Here is a 16,203-nt window from a genome sequence, read left to right on the forward strand (position 1 = left end):
AACTGCCTGCCTCAATCCATCGGCTTGTCGCTGGGCGTCGCGTACAACTTCGTGACGGTGTCCGACATCGGGAAGTTAAAGCTCACGTTCTTTGGTGGAATCGGGAAGGTGAACCACTTGGCGTACATCTTCTTGATCTCGCCGCTCTTCATCAGGCCGGACAAGGTGTCGTCCACCAGCTGCTTGAATTGCGGATCATCACGGCGAACCATGAAGGCATACGGTTCCGCACCGAAGGGATTGCCGGTCAACACCCAGTCATTGGGCCTTTGCGCAGTGGTACGGGCGCCGGCCAGCAGTACGTCGTCCATCACATAGGCGGCCACGCGCCCCGACTGCAGGATCAGGAAGGCCTCGCCGTAGTCCTTGGCGCTCTGGATCTGCATGCCCATCTTGCGGTGCTCATTGAGGTTGCGCAACAGTTGCTCGGATGTGGTCCCGGCATTGGTCACCACCGCCTTGCCGGCCAGGTCGGGAAAGTCCTTGATGCCGCTGTCGCGCTTGGTCAGGATGCGGCTGCTCGCCACGAAGAAGTTGGTCGCGAAAGAAACCTGTTGCCAGCGGTTCTTCAGATTGCTGGTCACGCCGCATTCGAGATCGATGGTGCCGTTCTGCAGCAGGGGCGTACGATTCTGCGACGTTACCGGCACCATGCGCACATCCAGCTTGGTCGCGCCGATCCTGGCCTTGACCGCATCGATGACCTTGTTGCACAGGTCTTGCGAATAGCCAATCACCTGCTGATTTTCGTCGTAATAGGAAAACGGAATGGAGCTGGTGCGATGGCCGATGGCGATCAGGTTGGCATCCTTGATCTTTTGCAGGGTGGGACCCAATACGGAATCTGCCGCACAGGCTTGCTGCGGCAGTACAACCAACAACATGGACAGCATTGCGGCCGGTGCGGCCAGACTGACTAGGTGTTTCATCGTTACCCCTCCTCGTGGAAAATGTGGATCTGAGCGGACTCAGGCGAGCGACGCAGCGACCGACTCGGAGAGCCGTTGCACGATCTCGCTGATATCGTTTGGCGTCGCAATGAACGGTGGTGCCAGCAGGATGTGGTCGCCGTTGCGGCCATCGATGGTGCCGCCCATCGGGTACACCAGCAGACCGCGCTTCATGGCTTCGGCCTTGACGCGGGCGTGGGTGCGCAAGCTCGGGTCCAGCGGCAGCTTGTTGCGGCGATCGGCCACCAGCTCCACGCCAACGAACAGACCACGGCCACGGACATCGCCCACATGCGGCTGGTCGTCAAACACCTGACGCAATTCGCTACGCAACTGCTCTCCGCGCTGGCGGACGTTTTCCAGCAGGCGCTCTTCCTGAATCGTTTTCTGTACAGCCAGGGCCCCGGCGCATGCCGTTGCATGACCGATGTAGGTATGGCCGTGCTGGAAGAATCCGGAACCGCGCAACACGGCATCGTAGATGCGATCGCTGCAGATCATGGCGCCAATCGGCTGGTAGCCGGCACCCAGGCCTTTGGCAATCACGACGATATCCGGTTCGACACCATCCTCTTCGCAAGCGAAGAGATAGCCGGTGCGCCCCATGCCGGACATGACTTCATCCAGAATCAGCAACACGCCATATCGGTCGCAGACTTCACGCATCTTGCGGAAGTAGTCGCCCACCGGCGGCACCGCACCAGCCGTTGCGCCGACCACCGTTTCGGCCACGAACGCGATCACCTGGTCGGGGCCGAGCGAGAGAATCTTCTGTTCCAGCTCATCGGCCAGGCGTTGCACATACTGCGCATCGCTTTCGCCGTCGGCACGGTCGCGATAGGCGTAGCACGGGGAAATGTGATGTGCATCGATCAGCAAGGGCATGAACATGTCGCGACGCCATGCGTTACCACCGATGGCCAGCGCACCCAGCGTGTTGCCGTGATAGCTCTGCCGGCGCGCGATGATATGCCGGCGTTGGGGCTGCCCGATTTCGACGTAGTACTGGCGCGCCAGCTTCAACGCAGCCTCGACCGCTTCAGACCCGCCCGACACAAAATAGACATGGTTGAGGGAGCCGGGCGCAGCATCGGCCAGCATCGCCGCCAATTCTTCTGCCGGCGCCGTCGTGAAGAATGAGGTGTGCGCATATGCCAATTCAGCCACCTGTCTGCGAATGGCCTCGATCACGCGGGGGTGACCGTGTCCAAGACAGGACACCGCAGCACCACCGGAAGCATCGAGATAGCGCTTGCCATCCTGGTCGATCAGCGCCATCCCTTCGCCGGCAACGGCCACGGGAAGTTTGCTACGGGGATTGCGATGGAAAACATGGGTCATGGTGACAGTCCTTTTATCCTCTTCATGCGCAACAACATTTGGTGACAGGAAAACCAGAAATTCAACATTCGTTGCGCAAACGATCTGAGGCGCAATATAAATGAACAAAAATAGTTATGCAACATATGTTGCACAACTATTTTTATTTGATTATTTTGGTGCGCGCGCAGCATGCTGTTGGTGCGTGAAATCGGCGCGAAGCACACCAATGGCGCACTTGCAGCGATACCGCCGCGCAACATGGTGTCAAAAGCAAGAAGGGGAAATGCAGAGGTGCAGGCGCACGAAGCGCCTGACAAGAAGAGGAAAGAGGTTTAACGGGCTATGTAGGCGCCGGTACTGTGCAAGTCGCTTTCGGCCAGTTCCAGCCGGGTGACGGCGTGCTCATCGTCAATCGAAATCACCAGCTCTATCAGGCTTTCCGCAATGGCCGTAGCAGCAGCCATGGAGGGGAAGAAGGAGGGGCTTTCGTGAGAAAACAAGATGCAATGGTCGGCTTTGAGCGCGATCGGTGCGACCGCGCTGTCAGTCAATGCGATGAGCTTGGCGCCGGCCTGTTTGGCGGCTTCCGCCACGCGCACCGCCTCGGTCGAGTACGGTGCGAAACTGACGACTATTACCGCATCGTGTGCCGCGATGGCGCGCAATTCCAGCTCGATCGAGCCTTCGCTGCCCCGCACCAGCGATACCGACGTCCGGAACAGGCGATACAGGTAATGCAACAGGAAGGAAATGGAAAACGCGGCGCGAAAGCCGGCGATGTGGACGTGATGTGCTTTCAACAGTGCCCGTGCGGCGCCCAGCATGCGGTCGGCGCTCTTGGGCTCCGAGGCATCGAGGTTGGCACGCTGCGCGGTAAACAGTTCTGCCACCAGCTTGTCGCTGTTGCTGCGACGGACTATGTTCTTGGCCTTGAACGCATAGGCCTTGGGTTCACCGGCCAGCCGCTCGACAAACAGCGCACGCAACTCCGCCCAGCCGGCAAAACCCAGATGCTGCGCGAGGCGCACAAACGTGGACGGTTGCACCTGGGCCTTGTGCGACAGGGCACGCATGGTCGAGACCGCCACTTCGCCGGGATTGTCCAGCAGGAAGGCAGCGCCGGCTTGAAATTGCGGCCGCAAATCGTTGAAACGTTCCCGGATCAAGGCTTCCAGTTCACTGAAACTGCGGGGAGGATGTGCGACTTGGCTCATGGATGTGCGTTGGTACATTTGAATCCGGTCGATGGTAGCAAAGATCGCGTGTCCCCGTGCAACATCTGTTGCATCAACACGGGTTCGGACTGTATTGCAGATGGCACCAGGGCGGTCGGCCAGCAGGCGTGACGTGGTCTGCTGCTTTCGCAGCCAACTGCGCGTGGTGGCGGAAGGATGGGACCGCCAGAATGCCGCTGAACCAGCAGACAAGTAAGTGCACGCAGGAAACGGAAGCTTGCCCTGTGAGGCGATGATCGTAATATGCTGGTGATATCCGCCGACGGCTGCGCAGGTCTGCTTTGGATCATTCCCAAGGATGTCTGGCGAGAGCGCACTCCAGATCGTGGCGAAACACTTCGACGCCATCCATCGAGCGGATCCCCTTTAACCTATCCATCACCCTGAAAATGTCTCGACATCGCTTCGAAGAATTGATTTCCCGTCTGAACCTTCAACCGCATCCGGAGGGAGGTTTCTATCGGGAGACCCATCGCAGCCAGGAGCGCGTGGAGCGCTCGGCGGGCGGTTCGCCGCGCTCGGCGGCGACCGCAATCTATTACCTTCTCGGTGGCAAGGATAGATCGACGTGGCACCGGATTGATTCGGAAGAGATGTGGCACTTCTATGAAGGTGATCCTCTGCACGTCCATGTCCTGCAGCCGCAAGGGGCGCTTCAGACTTTCCGGCTGGGCAATCCGCTGGAGCATGACGGTGCCGATTTCCAGGCGTTGGTCCCGGCAGGCGCCTGGTTTGCGGCGGAGTGTACGGTTCAAGACGGTCACAGTCTGGTGGGCTGCACGGTGGCACCAGGCTTCGAATTTGATGCGTTTGAAATCGCCCAGGCAGAGTTGCTGCTGGAAGATTGGCCGCTGCACCAGGAACTGATCAAACGTCTAGCACGGAGGTGACGGTCGCTTTGCAATGCGATTGGAATCTTCTTTCCACGATGCGCATATTGACTATGGGGTCTCTCGGCCGCGATCGGTGGAAATGGACATTCTTGCGAGCAAATCTAGCCCTTCCGGCCAGGCACCTAGCTTGCTTTCCGCATTGAGGTGCCCCTTCGCTCCAACCTCGACGAATTCGCTGCCCCAGGCATTGGCGCATTCTCGGCCGTGGTCCACGCTGCCGTAGGGATCGTCCGTGCTACAGACGACGACCGTCGGAAACATTAATGGCACCAGAGGTATAGGCGCGAATCCATGCGCAGCGCCACGCGGAAATGAACGTGCCGCTGGATCGGGAACTGCGACCAGCAAGGCGCCACCAATCTTCTTTTCCGAATGTGCAGCCCAATGTGCCACCGCTAGGCATCCAAGGCTATGTGCTACCAGCAGGGTGTTTGCAGGAGCATTGACAAGTTGTCGCTCCAGGGCAGATACCCAGTCGTCGCGTTCTACTTTGTCCCAATTCTCGACGATGAGGCGCCGCCAATTCGGATACGAAGACTGCCATAGGCTCTGCCAGTGAGAAGGGCCAGAGTTGCCGATGCCGGGAACCACAAGGACGGAATGATGCATTTGTGAAATCTCCATTGATGAAACAGTGCTCATTGTATTGAGACCGGAACTAGGGCAACATCGGCACTCGAATGAATTGACGGCACTGAACCGATGAATTGACGGAAGATGATGGTCTCGACAAATGAAATTAAAGCGGAGGCATTAGACCGCCTGGACTGGCGCATCTTGGAGGCCCTTCAACACAATGCGCGCATGAGCAATACAGAGCTGGGAAAGCAGATTGGTCTATCTCAACCAGCCATCACTGCCCGCATCAGGAAATTGGAAGACCGAGGTGTAATTGAAGGCTACACGGCAAGAATAAATCCCGGCTTGGTGGGCCACAATATCTCCGCAATGGTACGGATCCGTACCACCCACGCGGAAATCAAACGCTGCTTGTTCGCCTTCGAGGCGATGCCAGAGATTATTGAAGCACACCGCATAACTGGGGAAGATTGCTTCATTGTGCGTGTCGTCGTTGAAGAGATGGCGCAGCTGGAAGCTGCTATCGATGCGCTGGCGCGGTTTGGGCCAGTTACCACTTCAGTAATTCTGGCAAGTTACCCGTCGAAAGCCATCGTTCCAAGGGCTTGAATCACCGTTACGATTAAGGTCTGTGGTGACTATGTTCCTGTTCACCAGTAGATCGTCGCCCATGCTCTCGAGATATCTAATCCTTGGATAGAAGCTGTTTTCCACCAAAGCCAGTCGTTCCACGTCGGAGAAAAAATGCTTGAGTTACGCCCCAGCTGTGAATGCTGCGATAAGGGCCTGCCTCCAGAATCAACTGAGGCAAGGATTTATTCCTTCGAGTGCAGCTTCTGTGCCAAATGCGCGCCGGACACACTGAAAAGCAAATGCCCTAATTGTGGCAGGGAACTCGTCGCACGCCCTCGAAGACCCTTGGAAAAGCTCGCGAACAGTCCTGCAACGCCCCAAAGAGTATTCAAACAAAGCGGTTGCAAACCGGCAGCTTAGAGGTATGCGTCAGGCTGCTGTCGGAAGGTTTTGGACGGTCGTGACCGTTCTTGACTTTTCAGCGCGGCACTCTGCTCTGCTGAGCCCAACGGCCGAATTCGGCCAAGAGCGGGCAGAGCGAATCGTCTTCACTACTAACGCCGAGAGCAACTGACGCCAGCTATCGGCCAGAAGCGGACCTGATCAATAGGCCATTCTCCAGGCCCAGATAAGCGCAAGCTAATGCGTTAGCCCCCTGCCCCGACGTTCAAGATTTCATGATTTTCTAACCCCCACAATCCGGCGCGAGCTCGAAAACCTACGACCGGATCAGTGCCAGCTGCCGGTCGAAATCGGCGGGATCGAAATAATCGCGCCATACGGTGATCTCGCCGCTCTCGATGGTCAGAGTCCCCATTACGGGCAGGCTGATGATTCCGCCATTCACATGCCTGAACACATCCACGCGTTCGTTCAGGACGACGTTGCCCTGGGCTGCGATGTGTGTGACCTTCCAGTCCAGCACAAACTCTGTTCCGATTCCAAACTGGCGATGAAACTTGCCGGTTTCTGCCCGTCCGATAATGTCCGGGAATGGCACGTTGTCGTAAAGCACATCGGCAGCCAACATAGCGAGTGCTGCATCGATGCGGTTGTGATTCCAGTGATCAAAGAAGGTTTGGGCGATTTCGATCGGGGTGGCGGCTTGGGATAAAGACATGATTTTTCCTTTCGGTCTAGCTGGAGTCGGGTTGATCTTCCGGTTCCTGCGGGGCGAGCCCGGGATTCTCTGCTTAGTAATCGATATAGCCTTCAGCACCTTGCGTGAACCAGGTCTCACGCACATCCTCTTTCAAGGGCAACCCGTGGGCGACACGGTGCGGGAGATCAGCGTTGGCGATATAGAGGCGACCGAAGCTGACAGCGTCGCCCGCTCCGTTGTCAAGATCAGCCTGTGCCCGGGCGATATCGAAATCCGAGTTGAGAATGACGGGGCCGTTGAAGTGCGGCCGCAATTGCGGTGCCAGAGGCTGCATGTAGCCCACCCCGAAGGAGCCGTGAATAGGAGGCTCGCGCAGTTCCACATGGCCGACGCCCGCTGACGACAGCATTTCCAGTGTCCCCGCAAAGAGTGTCAGCGGATCGCTATCGCGGATGCCCTGGGTTTCACCATTGGGAGAGAGGCGCACACCAATACGATCTGCCCCGATCGCATCGGAAATACTGATGACAATCTCACGCAGCAAGCGCATGCGGTTCCTGATCGAGCCACCGTAGGCATCGTCACGATGATTGTCGCTGTCGCGCAGGAACTGGTCGATCAGATACCCATTTGAGGCATGGATCTGAATGCCGTCGAAACCAGCCTCCATGGCGTTTCGCGCTGCCCGTACATGTTCGTTGACCACATCCTGGATCTCATCGCTGCGCAGTGCGCGTGCCTGTACTTGGGGTTGGGCACCCGCGTAAGTGTAGGCGTGACCCGGTGCGATTGTCGCTGAGGCCGATATCGGAGTCTGGCCACCCATCAGCGGATGTACGACCCGTCCCATATGCCAGAGCTGCGCGATGATGCGCCCTCCTGCCGCGTGCACCGCGTCCGTCACCAGGCGCCAGCCGGCGATCTGCTGCTGGTTCCAGATGCCAGTGGCAAACGGCCAACCCAAGCCGGTCTGAGAGACTCCGATGGCTTCGCTGATGATCAACCCGGCAGAGGCGCGCTGCGCGTAATACGTTGCCATCATTGGCGTCGGCAAATGCTCGCGGGTGCCGCGCGCGCGCGTCATCGGCGCCATCAGCATGCGGTTGGGGGCGGCGATGGCACCGAGTTGGATTGGGTCGAAGAGCGAGTTCATGAGATCACCTGTCTGTTTTCTGTCGTGTATCGGCGGGCTGGATTTACACCAGGCGCTGGCCGCCATCGATGTGCAAGGTTTCGCCATTCATGAAGTCGTTCTGGATAAGGAACATGACGGCTGCGGCGGCCTGTTGCATCGAGACGATTTTGTTGAGCGGCAACTTGGCGCTCAGATCCGCGACATAACCATCGCGCGCACTGCCCAGGGTGCGACCCAGCAGCGGGGTGTCGGTGGTGCCAGGTGACAGGGTATTGAAGCGACGCGGTGCCAATTCCAGTGCCAGACCGCGCGCGAGTGCCTCCATGGCGGCCGACGCGGCGGCCAGCACGGCGGTGCCCCAGGCATTGGGGCGGTCAGCCAGCACACCTGAGATGAAGGTGATCGATGCATGGTCATCGAGTTGCCGATGGAGCGTGCGAATCACGTCAATGGCAGCCCAGATCCGTTCATCGAATGCGCGGCGCAGGTACCCGATATCGGCTTCCAGAATCTTGCCTGCGACGAAGGAGCCCGCCATCAGTACCAGATGATCAACGTGGCCGATGTCCTTGAGCGCGGTTTCCACGGCAGCACGCTGTGTGATGTCTGCCGCGCGCCATGCCAGGCCGTGCTCGCTGGCGATGCGCTCGGAGCGCTCAGGGTCCGAGCCGACGACGACGACATTGGCACCAGCGTTCTTGGCCTGGAGCGCTGTGGCCAGACCGATTCCGGATGTGCCGCCGAAAATCAGGACGGTCTTGCCTGAGAAAGATTTGTCGGCGAGAAACATGGCTGCGTTGCTGACGGTATTCATGGAGTGCTCCTGAGAAGTAGATGGGTTCACGCAAGTGCGTAATCGCATTCTAGGGGGCTACAACCTGTTCCATAAGAGAGTCAATTGGAATAATATAAGTGCCATCATGGAACAAATAAGCCTGGACCGTCTAACCGGTTTAATCGCTTTCGCAAGAGCGGCCACATTGGGAAGCTATTCCGCAGCAGCGCGCGAAATGGGTATCTCGCCGTCGGCAGTCAGCAAAAGCATCGCTCGCCTGGAGCAACAACTGGGCATCCCACTGTTCATCCGAACTACACGCTCATTAAGGCTGACGCACGAGGGCGAGGCACTCTATGCGAGAGCGCTTCGCCTGCTGCACGAGGCCGAAGAAATCCAGCAGGCGGCCATCTCGACGCGCAGCGGGCCGTCCGGGATCGTGCGGGTCGCGGCGCCATATCCGATCGGCGTTCATTTGCTGGGACCTGCACTGGTGCGTTTGCGCGAGCGCTATCCGCGACTGGTGGTCGACCTACGTATCCGGGATCAGATGGCCGACATGATTTCGGAGGGTATCGATGTCGCGATCCGAGTGGGTGACATTCCCGATTCCCGCCTGATTTCAAGACTTCTGGCGCCGCACAGGATCTGCGCCTTCGCTGCACCGGCCTATCTGGCCAGGCGCGGCACCCCCACGCGGCCTGAAGAGCTGGTGCAGCATGAATGCGTGAACTTCCGTTTCCAAAGCAGCGGTCAGGCGCTGCGATGGCCTTTCGCGGTGAGTGGCAAAATCGTGGAAATTGCACCGGAAGCCGGGATCGTGGCTGACGTCAGCGATGTGGTGGCGTCTATCGTCATTGCGGGTGGCGGCATCGCTATCATGCCGACCTATCTGGCAGCCACGCACGTGCGGCGTGGCGAGCTGGTACCTCTGTTGACAGCGTTTGCCGTCACGCGCTCCAACATCACCGCGCTATGGCCAGAGAGCCGGCGCACCAGTCCCAATGTGAAGGCTTTCCTGGGATTGCTGGACGAGGTCTTTGTCTCGCCGCCACAATGGGATATCTTGATCGGTGGACACCCACAACCTGACCGCAGCCAGTAGATCAATGCGGTGCGATTCTGTAAGCGTCGCCAGATGACCAAGCATTGGTGCCAACAAGTCCGCTAACGGCCAGCAACGGTCTTCAATGGGCAAAAGCTTCGCTGCGGTTAAAACTTGAGTGCGTATCACCCGCTTGGCAATCAGACAGGTGACTGGAGTGCTCGACGTGGCATCACTAGAAATCACCTGGCGCGGGCACCTGCGTGACCCGATATCGCCAAGGGAGATCGCCAGCCGGCTTGGCTTCTGCAAGAACACCGTTAGCCGCCAACTACGCTGTGAACTGTAGAACCAGCCTATCGTTTACCTTGCTCCCTCGATCCCGTTTTCTACAACGCCCCGTGGTCATAAAACCGGATCGCATTACGACCGGCCGCCTTGGCCTGGTACATGGCAGCATCAGCCCATTTGAAAATATCTTCCGGTGTGGCCAAGGTCCCCAAGTAGAGCACCACGCCGATGCTGGCAGAGCACCGATGCTTCACCGTCTCAGGTTCCTGGGTGGCGTGCTCCACGCTAAGCACATAGGGAGCTGACAGGCTGGCGCCAATTTTTTCGGCAACCGTACTTGCCTGCGCAGTCGCTTTTGCCAGGTTCGCATCAAGGTCGCTTAGTAACACCACAAACTCATCACCGCCAAAGCGACCTACCGTGTCGGCTTCGCGGACGATACCCCTCAGGCGAAGTGCGGCTTCGATCAACAACAAATCACCCACCAAATGGCCGTGCACATCATTTAGCGGCTTGAAATTATCCAGATCGAGCACCAGCAGGGCGTAGTGGCAATTGTTGCGCTGGCTGGCCGCGATGGATTGATTCAGGCGATCGCTCAGCAGGCGGCGGTTTGGCAGGTGAGTCAGCGGGTCATAAAACGCCAGTTGACGCACCTGCTCTTCGAGTTGCCTACGTTCGGTGGTTTCGCGGGTGATACCGTGGTAACCAATGATGGTACCGTCGGCGTCGCGCACAGGTCTGGAATGCAGCTCGCCCCATAGCAGTCGCCCGTCCTTGCAGCGATGCTGTACCTCGAAGGCGAGGGATTCATCCTCCTTGCCCTCCTGCTCAGCCTGTCGGCGTTTGTTGAGCATCTGCTGAATGATCGCCATACCTTCATCGGTCAACATTTCAAACACGTGTCGACCCAATACCTCGCTGGCGTGGTATCCCCGAATGCGTTCGTCAACCGGGCTGATATAGGTAACGTGCAAATTGCTATCGGCTTTCCAGACGACATCGGCGATGTCTTCGGTCAACAGTTTGAAATGCTCTTCCAGCTCACTTAATTTTTCGGCAACCTGATTGCGCTCAACTGAAAGGCTTTCGAGTTGCGCAAGCAGCGCCTGCAATTGCACATTCGACTGATGGTGGTCGGTTTCACGTCGTTTTTCGTCCGAAATATCGCGAAACGTGCCTGCCAGGCCGAACAAACCCGGTGCCAGCTCGACCTGGTCGCCGCGAAACGCAAGGGAAATGGGCCTGCCCTCTCCGGCGAACACCTCAAGTTCTAGCTGCAAAGCCAAATGATTGGCCATGGCGTGATCGAAAGCTGCATGGAGACGTTCAAGACCGCCATTTGCGAAGGCCTGCATGGACGGGGCCGGAGCATTGCCAGGACTCCCGGTAATACTGGCTAGCAGCCCCTGCGAAGCCTCGGGCAGAAAGAGCGATTTCTTAGCCGGATCGTATTCCCAGTAACCGATACAGCCGATTCGCTGAACAATATCCAGTCGCTTGCCTTCCAGGGTTGCGGAGAAGTTATTCGATTTCACGTGTCTACCTCAGGTCGTTTTTTTTCATACAAGCACTCTTTCTCCGGAGTGTTGATTTGATATCGTTTCGCGGCAATCAGACATACTATTGCCAAAACCAGTGCGACGATCAGGTCCCATCGAACGATAAAACAGGCAGCAGCTGTAGCCTCCTTCTCCACGTCGATAGGTGCGTGATTTCCTTGTAGAGCATGTCGAGTGGGAGATGGTTTTTTTAGTTTTTCGTCTAGACGAACGATTCTACTGAAATCCTTTTATCGACTCCAGCGGCTCGTCGAGATTCGTTGTGCCACCATTATCGGCCGCCATCGACCAGAAGCAAATCCATTCTCAACTACCGAGCATTTTTTAACCGGAGATCCCGTGGAAAAGGAAGAACCGATGAGCAACCCGGATACCACCACCGCCGCCATGCAATACATCATGACGATGCTGCTTCAACGATTGGACGCGACCGGCGCCGTCAAGCTTGACGAGATGATCGCAGGAGTACAGAGCGATCTTCAGGCGTGCATCGATCCGACTCCCGCCGTGCAGGAGACCTTCAAGGAAACACTGACCATCCTTCGGTTTGCCAGGAACTGTGGTACCGGCCAGTGAAATGCCAACCTGGGCATTGTCGATCCAGCAGGAACAGGAAGTTTTCGATCAGGCGAAGACCGCCCGATGGGTATCGAGAAGGCCTCAGACCTGGCGCAATCTCAAGGGCGGATGAGCGCGTCTCGGGCTGCGGCTATTCGGGTCGTTCCAAAGCTGACATTTTTGTCATTCAAATGTCATGCGAATGACTCCTTTGCGTGACTAGCATGGATGTTTTTCCAACCCACTCAACTGGTCAGGATCACATGAGCACATCCCTTCGCACCCTCGTCCATGGCATCGCAGTGTCTGCCATCTTCGCCACCTCCGCCTCCTATGCACAAGCGCCCGCACCTGCGGCCATGGCAGGCATCCGCGGCGCCATCGTTTCCGTTGCCGCCGACAAGCTGGTCGTCAAGAGCAACCGCGGCGGCGAGCAGACCATCGGCCTCGATAAGGACACCCGCGTAGCCGCCATCTCGCTGGCCAACATCAACGACATCAAGCCCGGCAGCTACATCGGCGCGGCCGGCATCCCGCAGCCGGACGGCTCGCAGAAGGCGCTGGAAGTGCACGTCTTCCCGCCGGCCATGGCCGGCACCGGCGACGGCCACCGTCCGTTCGACCTGGCGCCCAACAGCACCATGACCAACGGCACCGTGGGCGACGTGGTGGCCAGCAACGGCCGTACGCTGACCTTGAAATACAAGGACGGCGAGAAGAAGATCGTGGTGCCGGACGACGTGCCCATCGTCAACATCGAAGCCGGTGAACGCTCCATGCTGGTGGCCGGTGCCAAGGTGGTGGTGCGCGCCCGCAAGAACCCTGACGGCAGCCTGACCGCCGCTTCGGTCAGCGTCGGCCGCAACGGCATCACGCCGCCGATGTAAGAGGCGCGCAATGTCCGGCAGGCTTGCTCTTCATCCGACGGCGGTGCGCATCGCCCACTGGCTCAACGCCTTCGCCATCGGCTGCATGCTGACCAGCGGCTGGGGCATCTACAACGCTTCGCCGATCTTCGGCTTCCGGTTTCCGGCCTGGATGACCCTGGGTGGATGGCTGGGCGGTTCGATCGCCTGGCATTTCGCCGCGATGTGGCTGCTGGTGGTCAATGGCCTGTTCTATCTGGGCTATGGTGCGGCCAGCGGTCATTTCCGCCGGCGCCTGCTGCCGCTGCGCGCACGCGACGTGGTGGCCGATGCCACCAGCGCCTTGCGTTTTCGCCTGCCGCATCATCCGGGCGCCTATAACGCTGTACAGAAATTGCTGTACTGGGGAGTCATCCTGTTGGGCGTCGTCGTGGTCTTGTCGGGACTCGCCATCTGGAAGCCGGTGCAGCTGGAACCGCTGTGCAATTTCTTCGGCGGCTTCGACTTCGCGCGCAAGGTCCACTTCATCGCGATGGCGGGTATCGCCGCGTTCGTGGTCGTGCATCTGGCCTTGGTCGCCATCGTACCCAAGACCCTGCTGCCCATGCTGGTCGGGCGCGGGCATACGGAAGGAAACGTGCAATGAGCCGGCCGGACGAAAAACCTTCACGCCCACCCGAGAAGATCCGACTGGCCGACCACCGCACGTCGCTGGTCAAGGTGGAACGTCGTCTGTTACTGCGCTCGGCGCTGTCGCTGGGCGCACTGTCGATGCTGGCCGGTTGCGACCTGCAGGACAACAACAGCGTCGACAAGGCGCTGTGGGCCATGTCGCGCTGGAACGACCGGGTCCAGGCGCTGCTGTTCCGCGGCGACAAGCTGGCGCCGACCTATGCGGCGAACCAGATCACCAACCCCTTCCCTTTCAACGCCTTCTACGACCAGGCCAGCGCGCCCGACATCGATCCCGCCGACTGGCGCCTGGAAGTAAGCGGCATGGTCAGCGACAAACGGCCATGGACGCTGGAGCGCCTGCGCGCCTTGCCGCAAGCCGCGCAGATCACGCGCCATATCTGCATCGAAGGCTGGAGCGCCATCGGCCAGTGGTCGGGCGTGCCACTCAAGCTTTTCTTGCAGGCCATCGGCGCCGACCTGTCGGCCAGATACGTGGGCTTCAAGTGCGCCGACCGTTACTACACCAGCCTTGACATGCCCACCGCCCTGCATCCCCAGACCATCCTCGCGCTGGACTTCGGCAAGGAGCCGCTGCCGACCGAATTCGGCTTCCCGCTCAAGGTGCGGGTGCCGACCAAGCTCGGTTTCAAGAACCCCAAGCACGTCGCCGCGATCTTCGTGACCAACCAGAATCCTGGCGGCTATTGGGAAGACCAGGGCTACAACTGGTTCAGTGGAATCTGATCCTGACCCAAGATACCTGGCATGGCTTTCCAGACCCGCCTGGATGGCGGCTGGCCTCAAGAGCTTTAGGTCCAACTGGCGCATCGTGGTCTGAATGGGGTCACTTCTCTGGTTTTCCTGCTCTGTGGAAGATGCCGTAAATTTAACAGGCTCGGATCGGTGATGAGTTGCAGCAGTCATTGAAGCTGGCAGGTTCAGGGCGGCGCGTGAGCTGCACTTGCCGCCCTGTCCATGCTCTTCTTGTTGACCGGGGTTGGCTCAAGGCCGGGCGTCGGCTGCGACTACGCTGCGCGACATCCGTCCCGCATTGGCCAGCAGGCGCAGGCGCGCCGAGCGCCAGTCCGAGAGCGTGCGGATGCGTTCCTGGCTGGCGTCCGATAGCGCGGCCTGGGCGTTGAGCATTTCCACGATGTCGGCAATACCGCTGTCGTATTTGCGGCTGATCGCGTCCACCGAGGATTGCGCGGCCTCCAGCAGTCGACGCGAGGAGGCCAGGTTGCGCAGGGCCGCGCTGGCTTCGACATAGGCACTGGCAATATCACCCTGCACCTGGGCCTGGACATCGCGCAACTCGGCTTGCCTGAGCTCGACCTGGCCTTGCGCGCCCCTGACCTTGTAGGTGCGCGAGAAGCCGTCGAAGAGCGGGATGTTGACGCTTACGCCCACCGTGGTATCGCGCTCGCCACGGGCGCCGGGGGACTGGTTGGGGCGTCCGTTGATGTATTGCCCGGCGCTCAGATCCACGGTCGGTAAGCCCTCGGCACGGGTGGCCTGGACTTTTTCCCGGGAGACGTCGAGCTGGGCCTGCGCAGCGAGGATGGCCGGATGCTGCTGGCGCGCGGTCTGCAGCCATTCCCGCAGGTCCTGCCCTAGCGCTGCCGGCTCGTCATCGTTGAACGGTGCCAGCGTCAGACCTTGCGCATCGTCGCCACTGACCGGCGTGCCCATGGCCAGATTCAGGGCCACCAGCGCCTTCTGGTACTGGCCGCTGGCACGGGCGCTCTCCAGCTCGGCCTTGGCCACAAACGTGCGGGCCTGCAGGGTCTCGGGGCGCGAGCCGACGCCGCGCTGTTCACGCTTGACGGCCGTGGCCAGGACCAGGCGCGCCAGTGTTTCGCTCTGGGCACGGGCCTGCTCGCTGGCCTTGCCGCTCTGGGCCTCGAAGTAAAGGCTGATGACGTTGGCCATGGCCTTCTGCAGGGTGGCGTCATGGCTGGCGGCGGCGGCTTCCAGCATGGCATCGGCGGCGCGCTGGTTGGCCGCGCGCGTACCCGAGTCCAGCAGGCGCCAGGTCAGCACCGCATAGTAGTTGCGGGTGGCACGCATGCCCTCGCCCGCCGCCGGGCTGGTCCAGCTCTGGCTCTGGCCGGCGCCGGCATTGATGCTGGGCAGGTAGGCCGCCCGCGCCTCGCCCACCTGGGCGGCCTGGATCTTGATGCCAGCCCACGCCGCCTGGACCTGGGGATGCTGGCACAGAGCCAGATCGATGGCATCGGCCAGCGACAGCGGCTCACGCATCAGGATCGGGTCGGCGCTGCAGATCAGGCGCTCCTGGTCCCCCGGCAAGGGCTTGCCATGCTCCAGCACCGGCGGTTGCGCCAGCAGCGGGTCGACCAGTGGCGTGGCCAGCTCGTCCAGCACGGCCGCATGGGTACTGGGTGGCAGCATGCTGCCGGCAATGGCCAGGCTGAAGAGGACGGCGGTGAGTTCCTTGAGCAGCTTCAGGTGCCGCTCTGGTGCCATGGGCTTGGGGCGCTTCATCGGTTTCGACTGTTTCATTTGTTTCATTTGCTTGATTTTCTTCATTCGGCTCATTTGCTTAGTTCGCTTAGTTCGCGCCGTTCAGTGATCTGATACGGCTGTGGTACAGGGTCCCCGCACGGGCGGGCCGACGCCA

Annotated in this window: 17 protein-coding genes; 8 read left to right on the forward strand and 9 right to left on the reverse strand. The window is 59.6% G+C overall.

Translation table 11 applies throughout. From position 1 onward, the window contains the following. Positions 1–11: 11 nt before the first annotated feature. The 3 genes from I5R65_RS11310 to I5R65_RS11320 form a co-directional block, all read right to left on the reverse strand. Positions 12–929: a transporter substrate-binding domain-containing protein gene (locus tag I5R65_RS11310; RefSeq protein WP_180669762.1), complete on the reverse strand. Its 918-nt coding sequence runs from the start codon at positions 927–929 to the stop codon at positions 12–14. A 39-nt stretch (positions 930–968) separates the two neighbouring features. Then, positions 969–2,291 (reverse strand): aspartate aminotransferase family protein, encoded by a 1,323-nt coding sequence (locus I5R65_RS11315; protein WP_180669951.1) that lies wholly within the window; start codon positions 2,289–2,291, stop codon positions 969–971. A 314-nt stretch (positions 2,292–2,605) separates the two neighbouring features. Next, the gene (locus I5R65_RS11320; RefSeq protein WP_370460979.1) at positions 2,606–3,856 is read right to left on the reverse strand and encodes a MurR/RpiR family transcriptional regulator; all 1,251 of its coding nucleotides are present in this window, start codon (positions 3,854–3,856) and stop codon (positions 2,606–2,608) included. Positions 3,857–3,897: 41 nt separating this feature from the next. Here I5R65_RS11320 and I5R65_RS11325 point away from each other — a divergent pair, with 41 nt between their 5' ends. Beyond that, positions 3,898–4,398, forward strand: a complete 501-nt coding sequence (locus tag I5R65_RS11325; protein ID WP_180669764.1) for a cupin domain-containing protein — start codon at positions 3,898–3,900, stop codon at positions 4,396–4,398. Between the two features lie 51 nt (positions 4,399–4,449). Here I5R65_RS11325 and I5R65_RS11330 read toward each other — a convergent pair whose 3' ends face one another. Next, positions 4,450–5,010: an alpha/beta hydrolase gene (locus I5R65_RS11330; protein ID WP_180669766.1), complete on the reverse strand. Its 561-nt coding sequence runs from the start codon at positions 5,008–5,010 to the stop codon at positions 4,450–4,452. A 108-nt stretch (positions 5,011–5,118) separates the two neighbouring features. On the opposite strand from I5R65_RS11330, the gene I5R65_RS11335 reads away from it, so the two are divergent. Beyond that, positions 5,119–5,589: an Lrp/AsnC family transcriptional regulator gene (locus I5R65_RS11335; RefSeq protein WP_180669768.1), complete on the forward strand. Its 471-nt coding sequence runs from the start codon at positions 5,119–5,121 to the stop codon at positions 5,587–5,589. A gap of 135 nt (positions 5,590–5,724) precedes the next feature. Continuing rightward, the gene (locus tag I5R65_RS11340; RefSeq protein ID WP_180669770.1) at positions 5,725–5,973 is read left to right on the forward strand and encodes a DUF1272 domain-containing protein; all 249 of its coding nucleotides are present in this window, start codon (positions 5,725–5,727) and stop codon (positions 5,971–5,973) included. A 298-nt stretch (positions 5,974–6,271) separates the two neighbouring features. Here the strand turns inward: I5R65_RS11340 and I5R65_RS11345 are convergent, their stop codons facing one another. From I5R65_RS11345 to I5R65_RS11355, 3 genes are all read right to left on the reverse strand, one after another. Next, positions 6,272–6,673 (reverse strand): limonene-1,2-epoxide hydrolase family protein, encoded by a 402-nt coding sequence (locus tag I5R65_RS11345; protein WP_180669772.1) that lies wholly within the window; start codon positions 6,671–6,673, stop codon positions 6,272–6,274. A 73-nt stretch (positions 6,674–6,746) separates the two neighbouring features. Beyond that, positions 6,747–7,808, reverse strand: coding sequence for an alkene reductase (locus I5R65_RS11350; protein ID WP_180669774.1), 1,062 nt, complete (start codon positions 7,806–7,808; stop codon positions 6,747–6,749). A gap of 43 nt (positions 7,809–7,851) precedes the next feature. Beyond that, entirely contained in the window at positions 7,852–8,604 is a 753-nt protein-coding gene (locus I5R65_RS11355) for an SDR family oxidoreductase (protein ID WP_231395150.1), read from the reverse strand. A gap of 106 nt (positions 8,605–8,710) precedes the next feature. On the opposite strand from I5R65_RS11355, the gene I5R65_RS11360 reads away from it, so the two are divergent. Further along, positions 8,711–9,670: a LysR family transcriptional regulator gene (locus I5R65_RS11360; RefSeq protein ID WP_180669776.1), complete on the forward strand. Its 960-nt coding sequence runs from the start codon at positions 8,711–8,713 to the stop codon at positions 9,668–9,670. 329 nt (positions 9,671–9,999) lie between these two features. Here the strand turns inward: I5R65_RS11360 and I5R65_RS11365 are convergent, their stop codons facing one another. Continuing rightward, on the reverse strand, positions 10,000–11,439 hold the full coding sequence (locus tag I5R65_RS11365; protein ID WP_180669778.1) for a sensor domain-containing diguanylate cyclase: 1,440 nt from the start codon (positions 11,437–11,439) through the stop codon (positions 10,000–10,002). A 381-nt stretch (positions 11,440–11,820) separates the two neighbouring features. Here I5R65_RS11365 and I5R65_RS11370 point away from each other — a divergent pair, with 381 nt between their 5' ends. From I5R65_RS11370 to I5R65_RS11385, 4 genes are all read left to right on the forward strand, one after another. Beyond that, positions 11,821–12,039 carry a hypothetical protein gene (locus I5R65_RS11370; RefSeq protein WP_196872178.1) on the forward strand — a complete coding sequence of 73 codons (219 nt, stop codon included), beginning with the start codon at positions 11,821–11,823 and terminating at the stop codon, positions 12,037–12,039. Between the two features lie 245 nt (positions 12,040–12,284). Next, positions 12,285–12,908: a DUF5666 domain-containing protein gene (locus tag I5R65_RS11375; protein ID WP_180669782.1), complete on the forward strand. Its 624-nt coding sequence runs from the start codon at positions 12,285–12,287 to the stop codon at positions 12,906–12,908. A 10-nt stretch (positions 12,909–12,918) separates the two neighbouring features. Then, positions 12,919–13,533, forward strand: coding sequence for a cytochrome b/b6 domain-containing protein (locus tag I5R65_RS11380; protein ID WP_180669784.1), 615 nt, complete (start codon positions 12,919–12,921; stop codon positions 13,531–13,533). After that, entirely contained in the window at positions 13,530–14,306 is a 777-nt protein-coding gene (locus I5R65_RS11385) for a molybdopterin-dependent oxidoreductase (RefSeq protein ID WP_180669786.1), read from the forward strand. Before I5R65_RS11380 ends, I5R65_RS11385 begins: the two co-directional genes overlap by 4 nt. Before the next feature lie 258 nt (positions 14,307–14,564). On the opposite strand, the gene I5R65_RS11390 is transcribed toward I5R65_RS11385, so the two are convergent. Next, positions 14,565–16,085, reverse strand: coding sequence for a TolC family protein (locus I5R65_RS11390; protein ID WP_231395151.1), 1,521 nt, complete (start codon positions 16,083–16,085; stop codon positions 14,565–14,567). Positions 16,086–16,203 lie beyond the last annotated feature (118 nt).

It is taken from the genome of Herbaspirillum sp. AP02, assembly GCF_015767275.1.
Classification (GTDB): domain Bacteria; phylum Pseudomonadota; class Gammaproteobacteria; order Burkholderiales; family Burkholderiaceae_D; genus Herbaspirillum.

Excerpts from the sequence above, each read along its gene's own strand:
- I5R65_RS11325 (WP_180669764.1), top strand. The coding sequence starts at position 3,898 with ATGTCTCGACATCGCTTCGAAGAATTGATTTCCCGTCTGAACCTTCAA.
- I5R65_RS11370 (WP_196872178.1), top strand. The coding sequence starts at position 11,821 with ATGAGCAACCCGGATACCACCACCGCCGCCATGCAATACATCATGACG.
- I5R65_RS11380 (WP_180669784.1), top strand. The coding sequence starts at position 12,919 with ATGTCCGGCAGGCTTGCTCTTCATCCGACGGCGGTGCGCATCGCCCAC.
- I5R65_RS11345 (WP_180669772.1), bottom strand. The coding sequence starts at position 6,673 with ATGTCTTTATCCCAAGCCGCCACCCCGATCGAAATCGCCCAAACCTTC.
- I5R65_RS11390 (WP_231395151.1), bottom strand. The coding sequence starts at position 16,085 with ATGAAACAGTCGAAACCGATGAAGCGCCCCAAGCCCATGGCACCAGAG.
- I5R65_RS11385 (WP_180669786.1), top strand. The coding sequence starts at position 13,530 with ATGAGCCGGCCGGACGAAAAACCTTCACGCCCACCCGAGAAGATCCGA.
- I5R65_RS11340 (WP_180669770.1), top strand. The coding sequence starts at position 5,725 with ATGCTTGAGTTACGCCCCAGCTGTGAATGCTGCGATAAGGGCCTGCCT.
- I5R65_RS11350 (WP_180669774.1), bottom strand. The coding sequence starts at position 7,808 with ATGAACTCGCTCTTCGACCCAATCCAACTCGGTGCCATCGCCGCCCCC.
- I5R65_RS11310 (WP_180669762.1), bottom strand. The coding sequence starts at position 929 with ATGAAACACCTAGTCAGTCTGGCCGCACCGGCCGCAATGCTGTCCATG.
- I5R65_RS11335 (WP_180669768.1), top strand. The coding sequence starts at position 5,119 with ATGATGGTCTCGACAAATGAAATTAAAGCGGAGGCATTAGACCGCCTG.
- I5R65_RS11355 (WP_231395150.1), bottom strand. The coding sequence starts at position 8,604 with ATGAATACCGTCAGCAACGCAGCCATGTTTCTCGCCGACAAATCTTTC.
- I5R65_RS11375 (WP_180669782.1), top strand. The coding sequence starts at position 12,285 with ATGAGCACATCCCTTCGCACCCTCGTCCATGGCATCGCAGTGTCTGCC.
- I5R65_RS11360 (WP_180669776.1), top strand. The coding sequence starts at position 8,711 with ATGGAACAAATAAGCCTGGACCGTCTAACCGGTTTAATCGCTTTCGCA.
- I5R65_RS11320 (WP_370460979.1), bottom strand. The coding sequence starts at position 3,856 with ATGGCGTCGAAGTGTTTCGCCACGATCTGGAGTGCGCTCTCGCCAGAC.
- I5R65_RS11330 (WP_180669766.1), bottom strand. The coding sequence starts at position 5,010 with ATGCATCATTCCGTCCTTGTGGTTCCCGGCATCGGCAACTCTGGCCCT.
- I5R65_RS11315 (WP_180669951.1), bottom strand. The coding sequence starts at position 2,291 with ATGACCCATGTTTTCCATCGCAATCCCCGTAGCAAACTTCCCGTGGCC.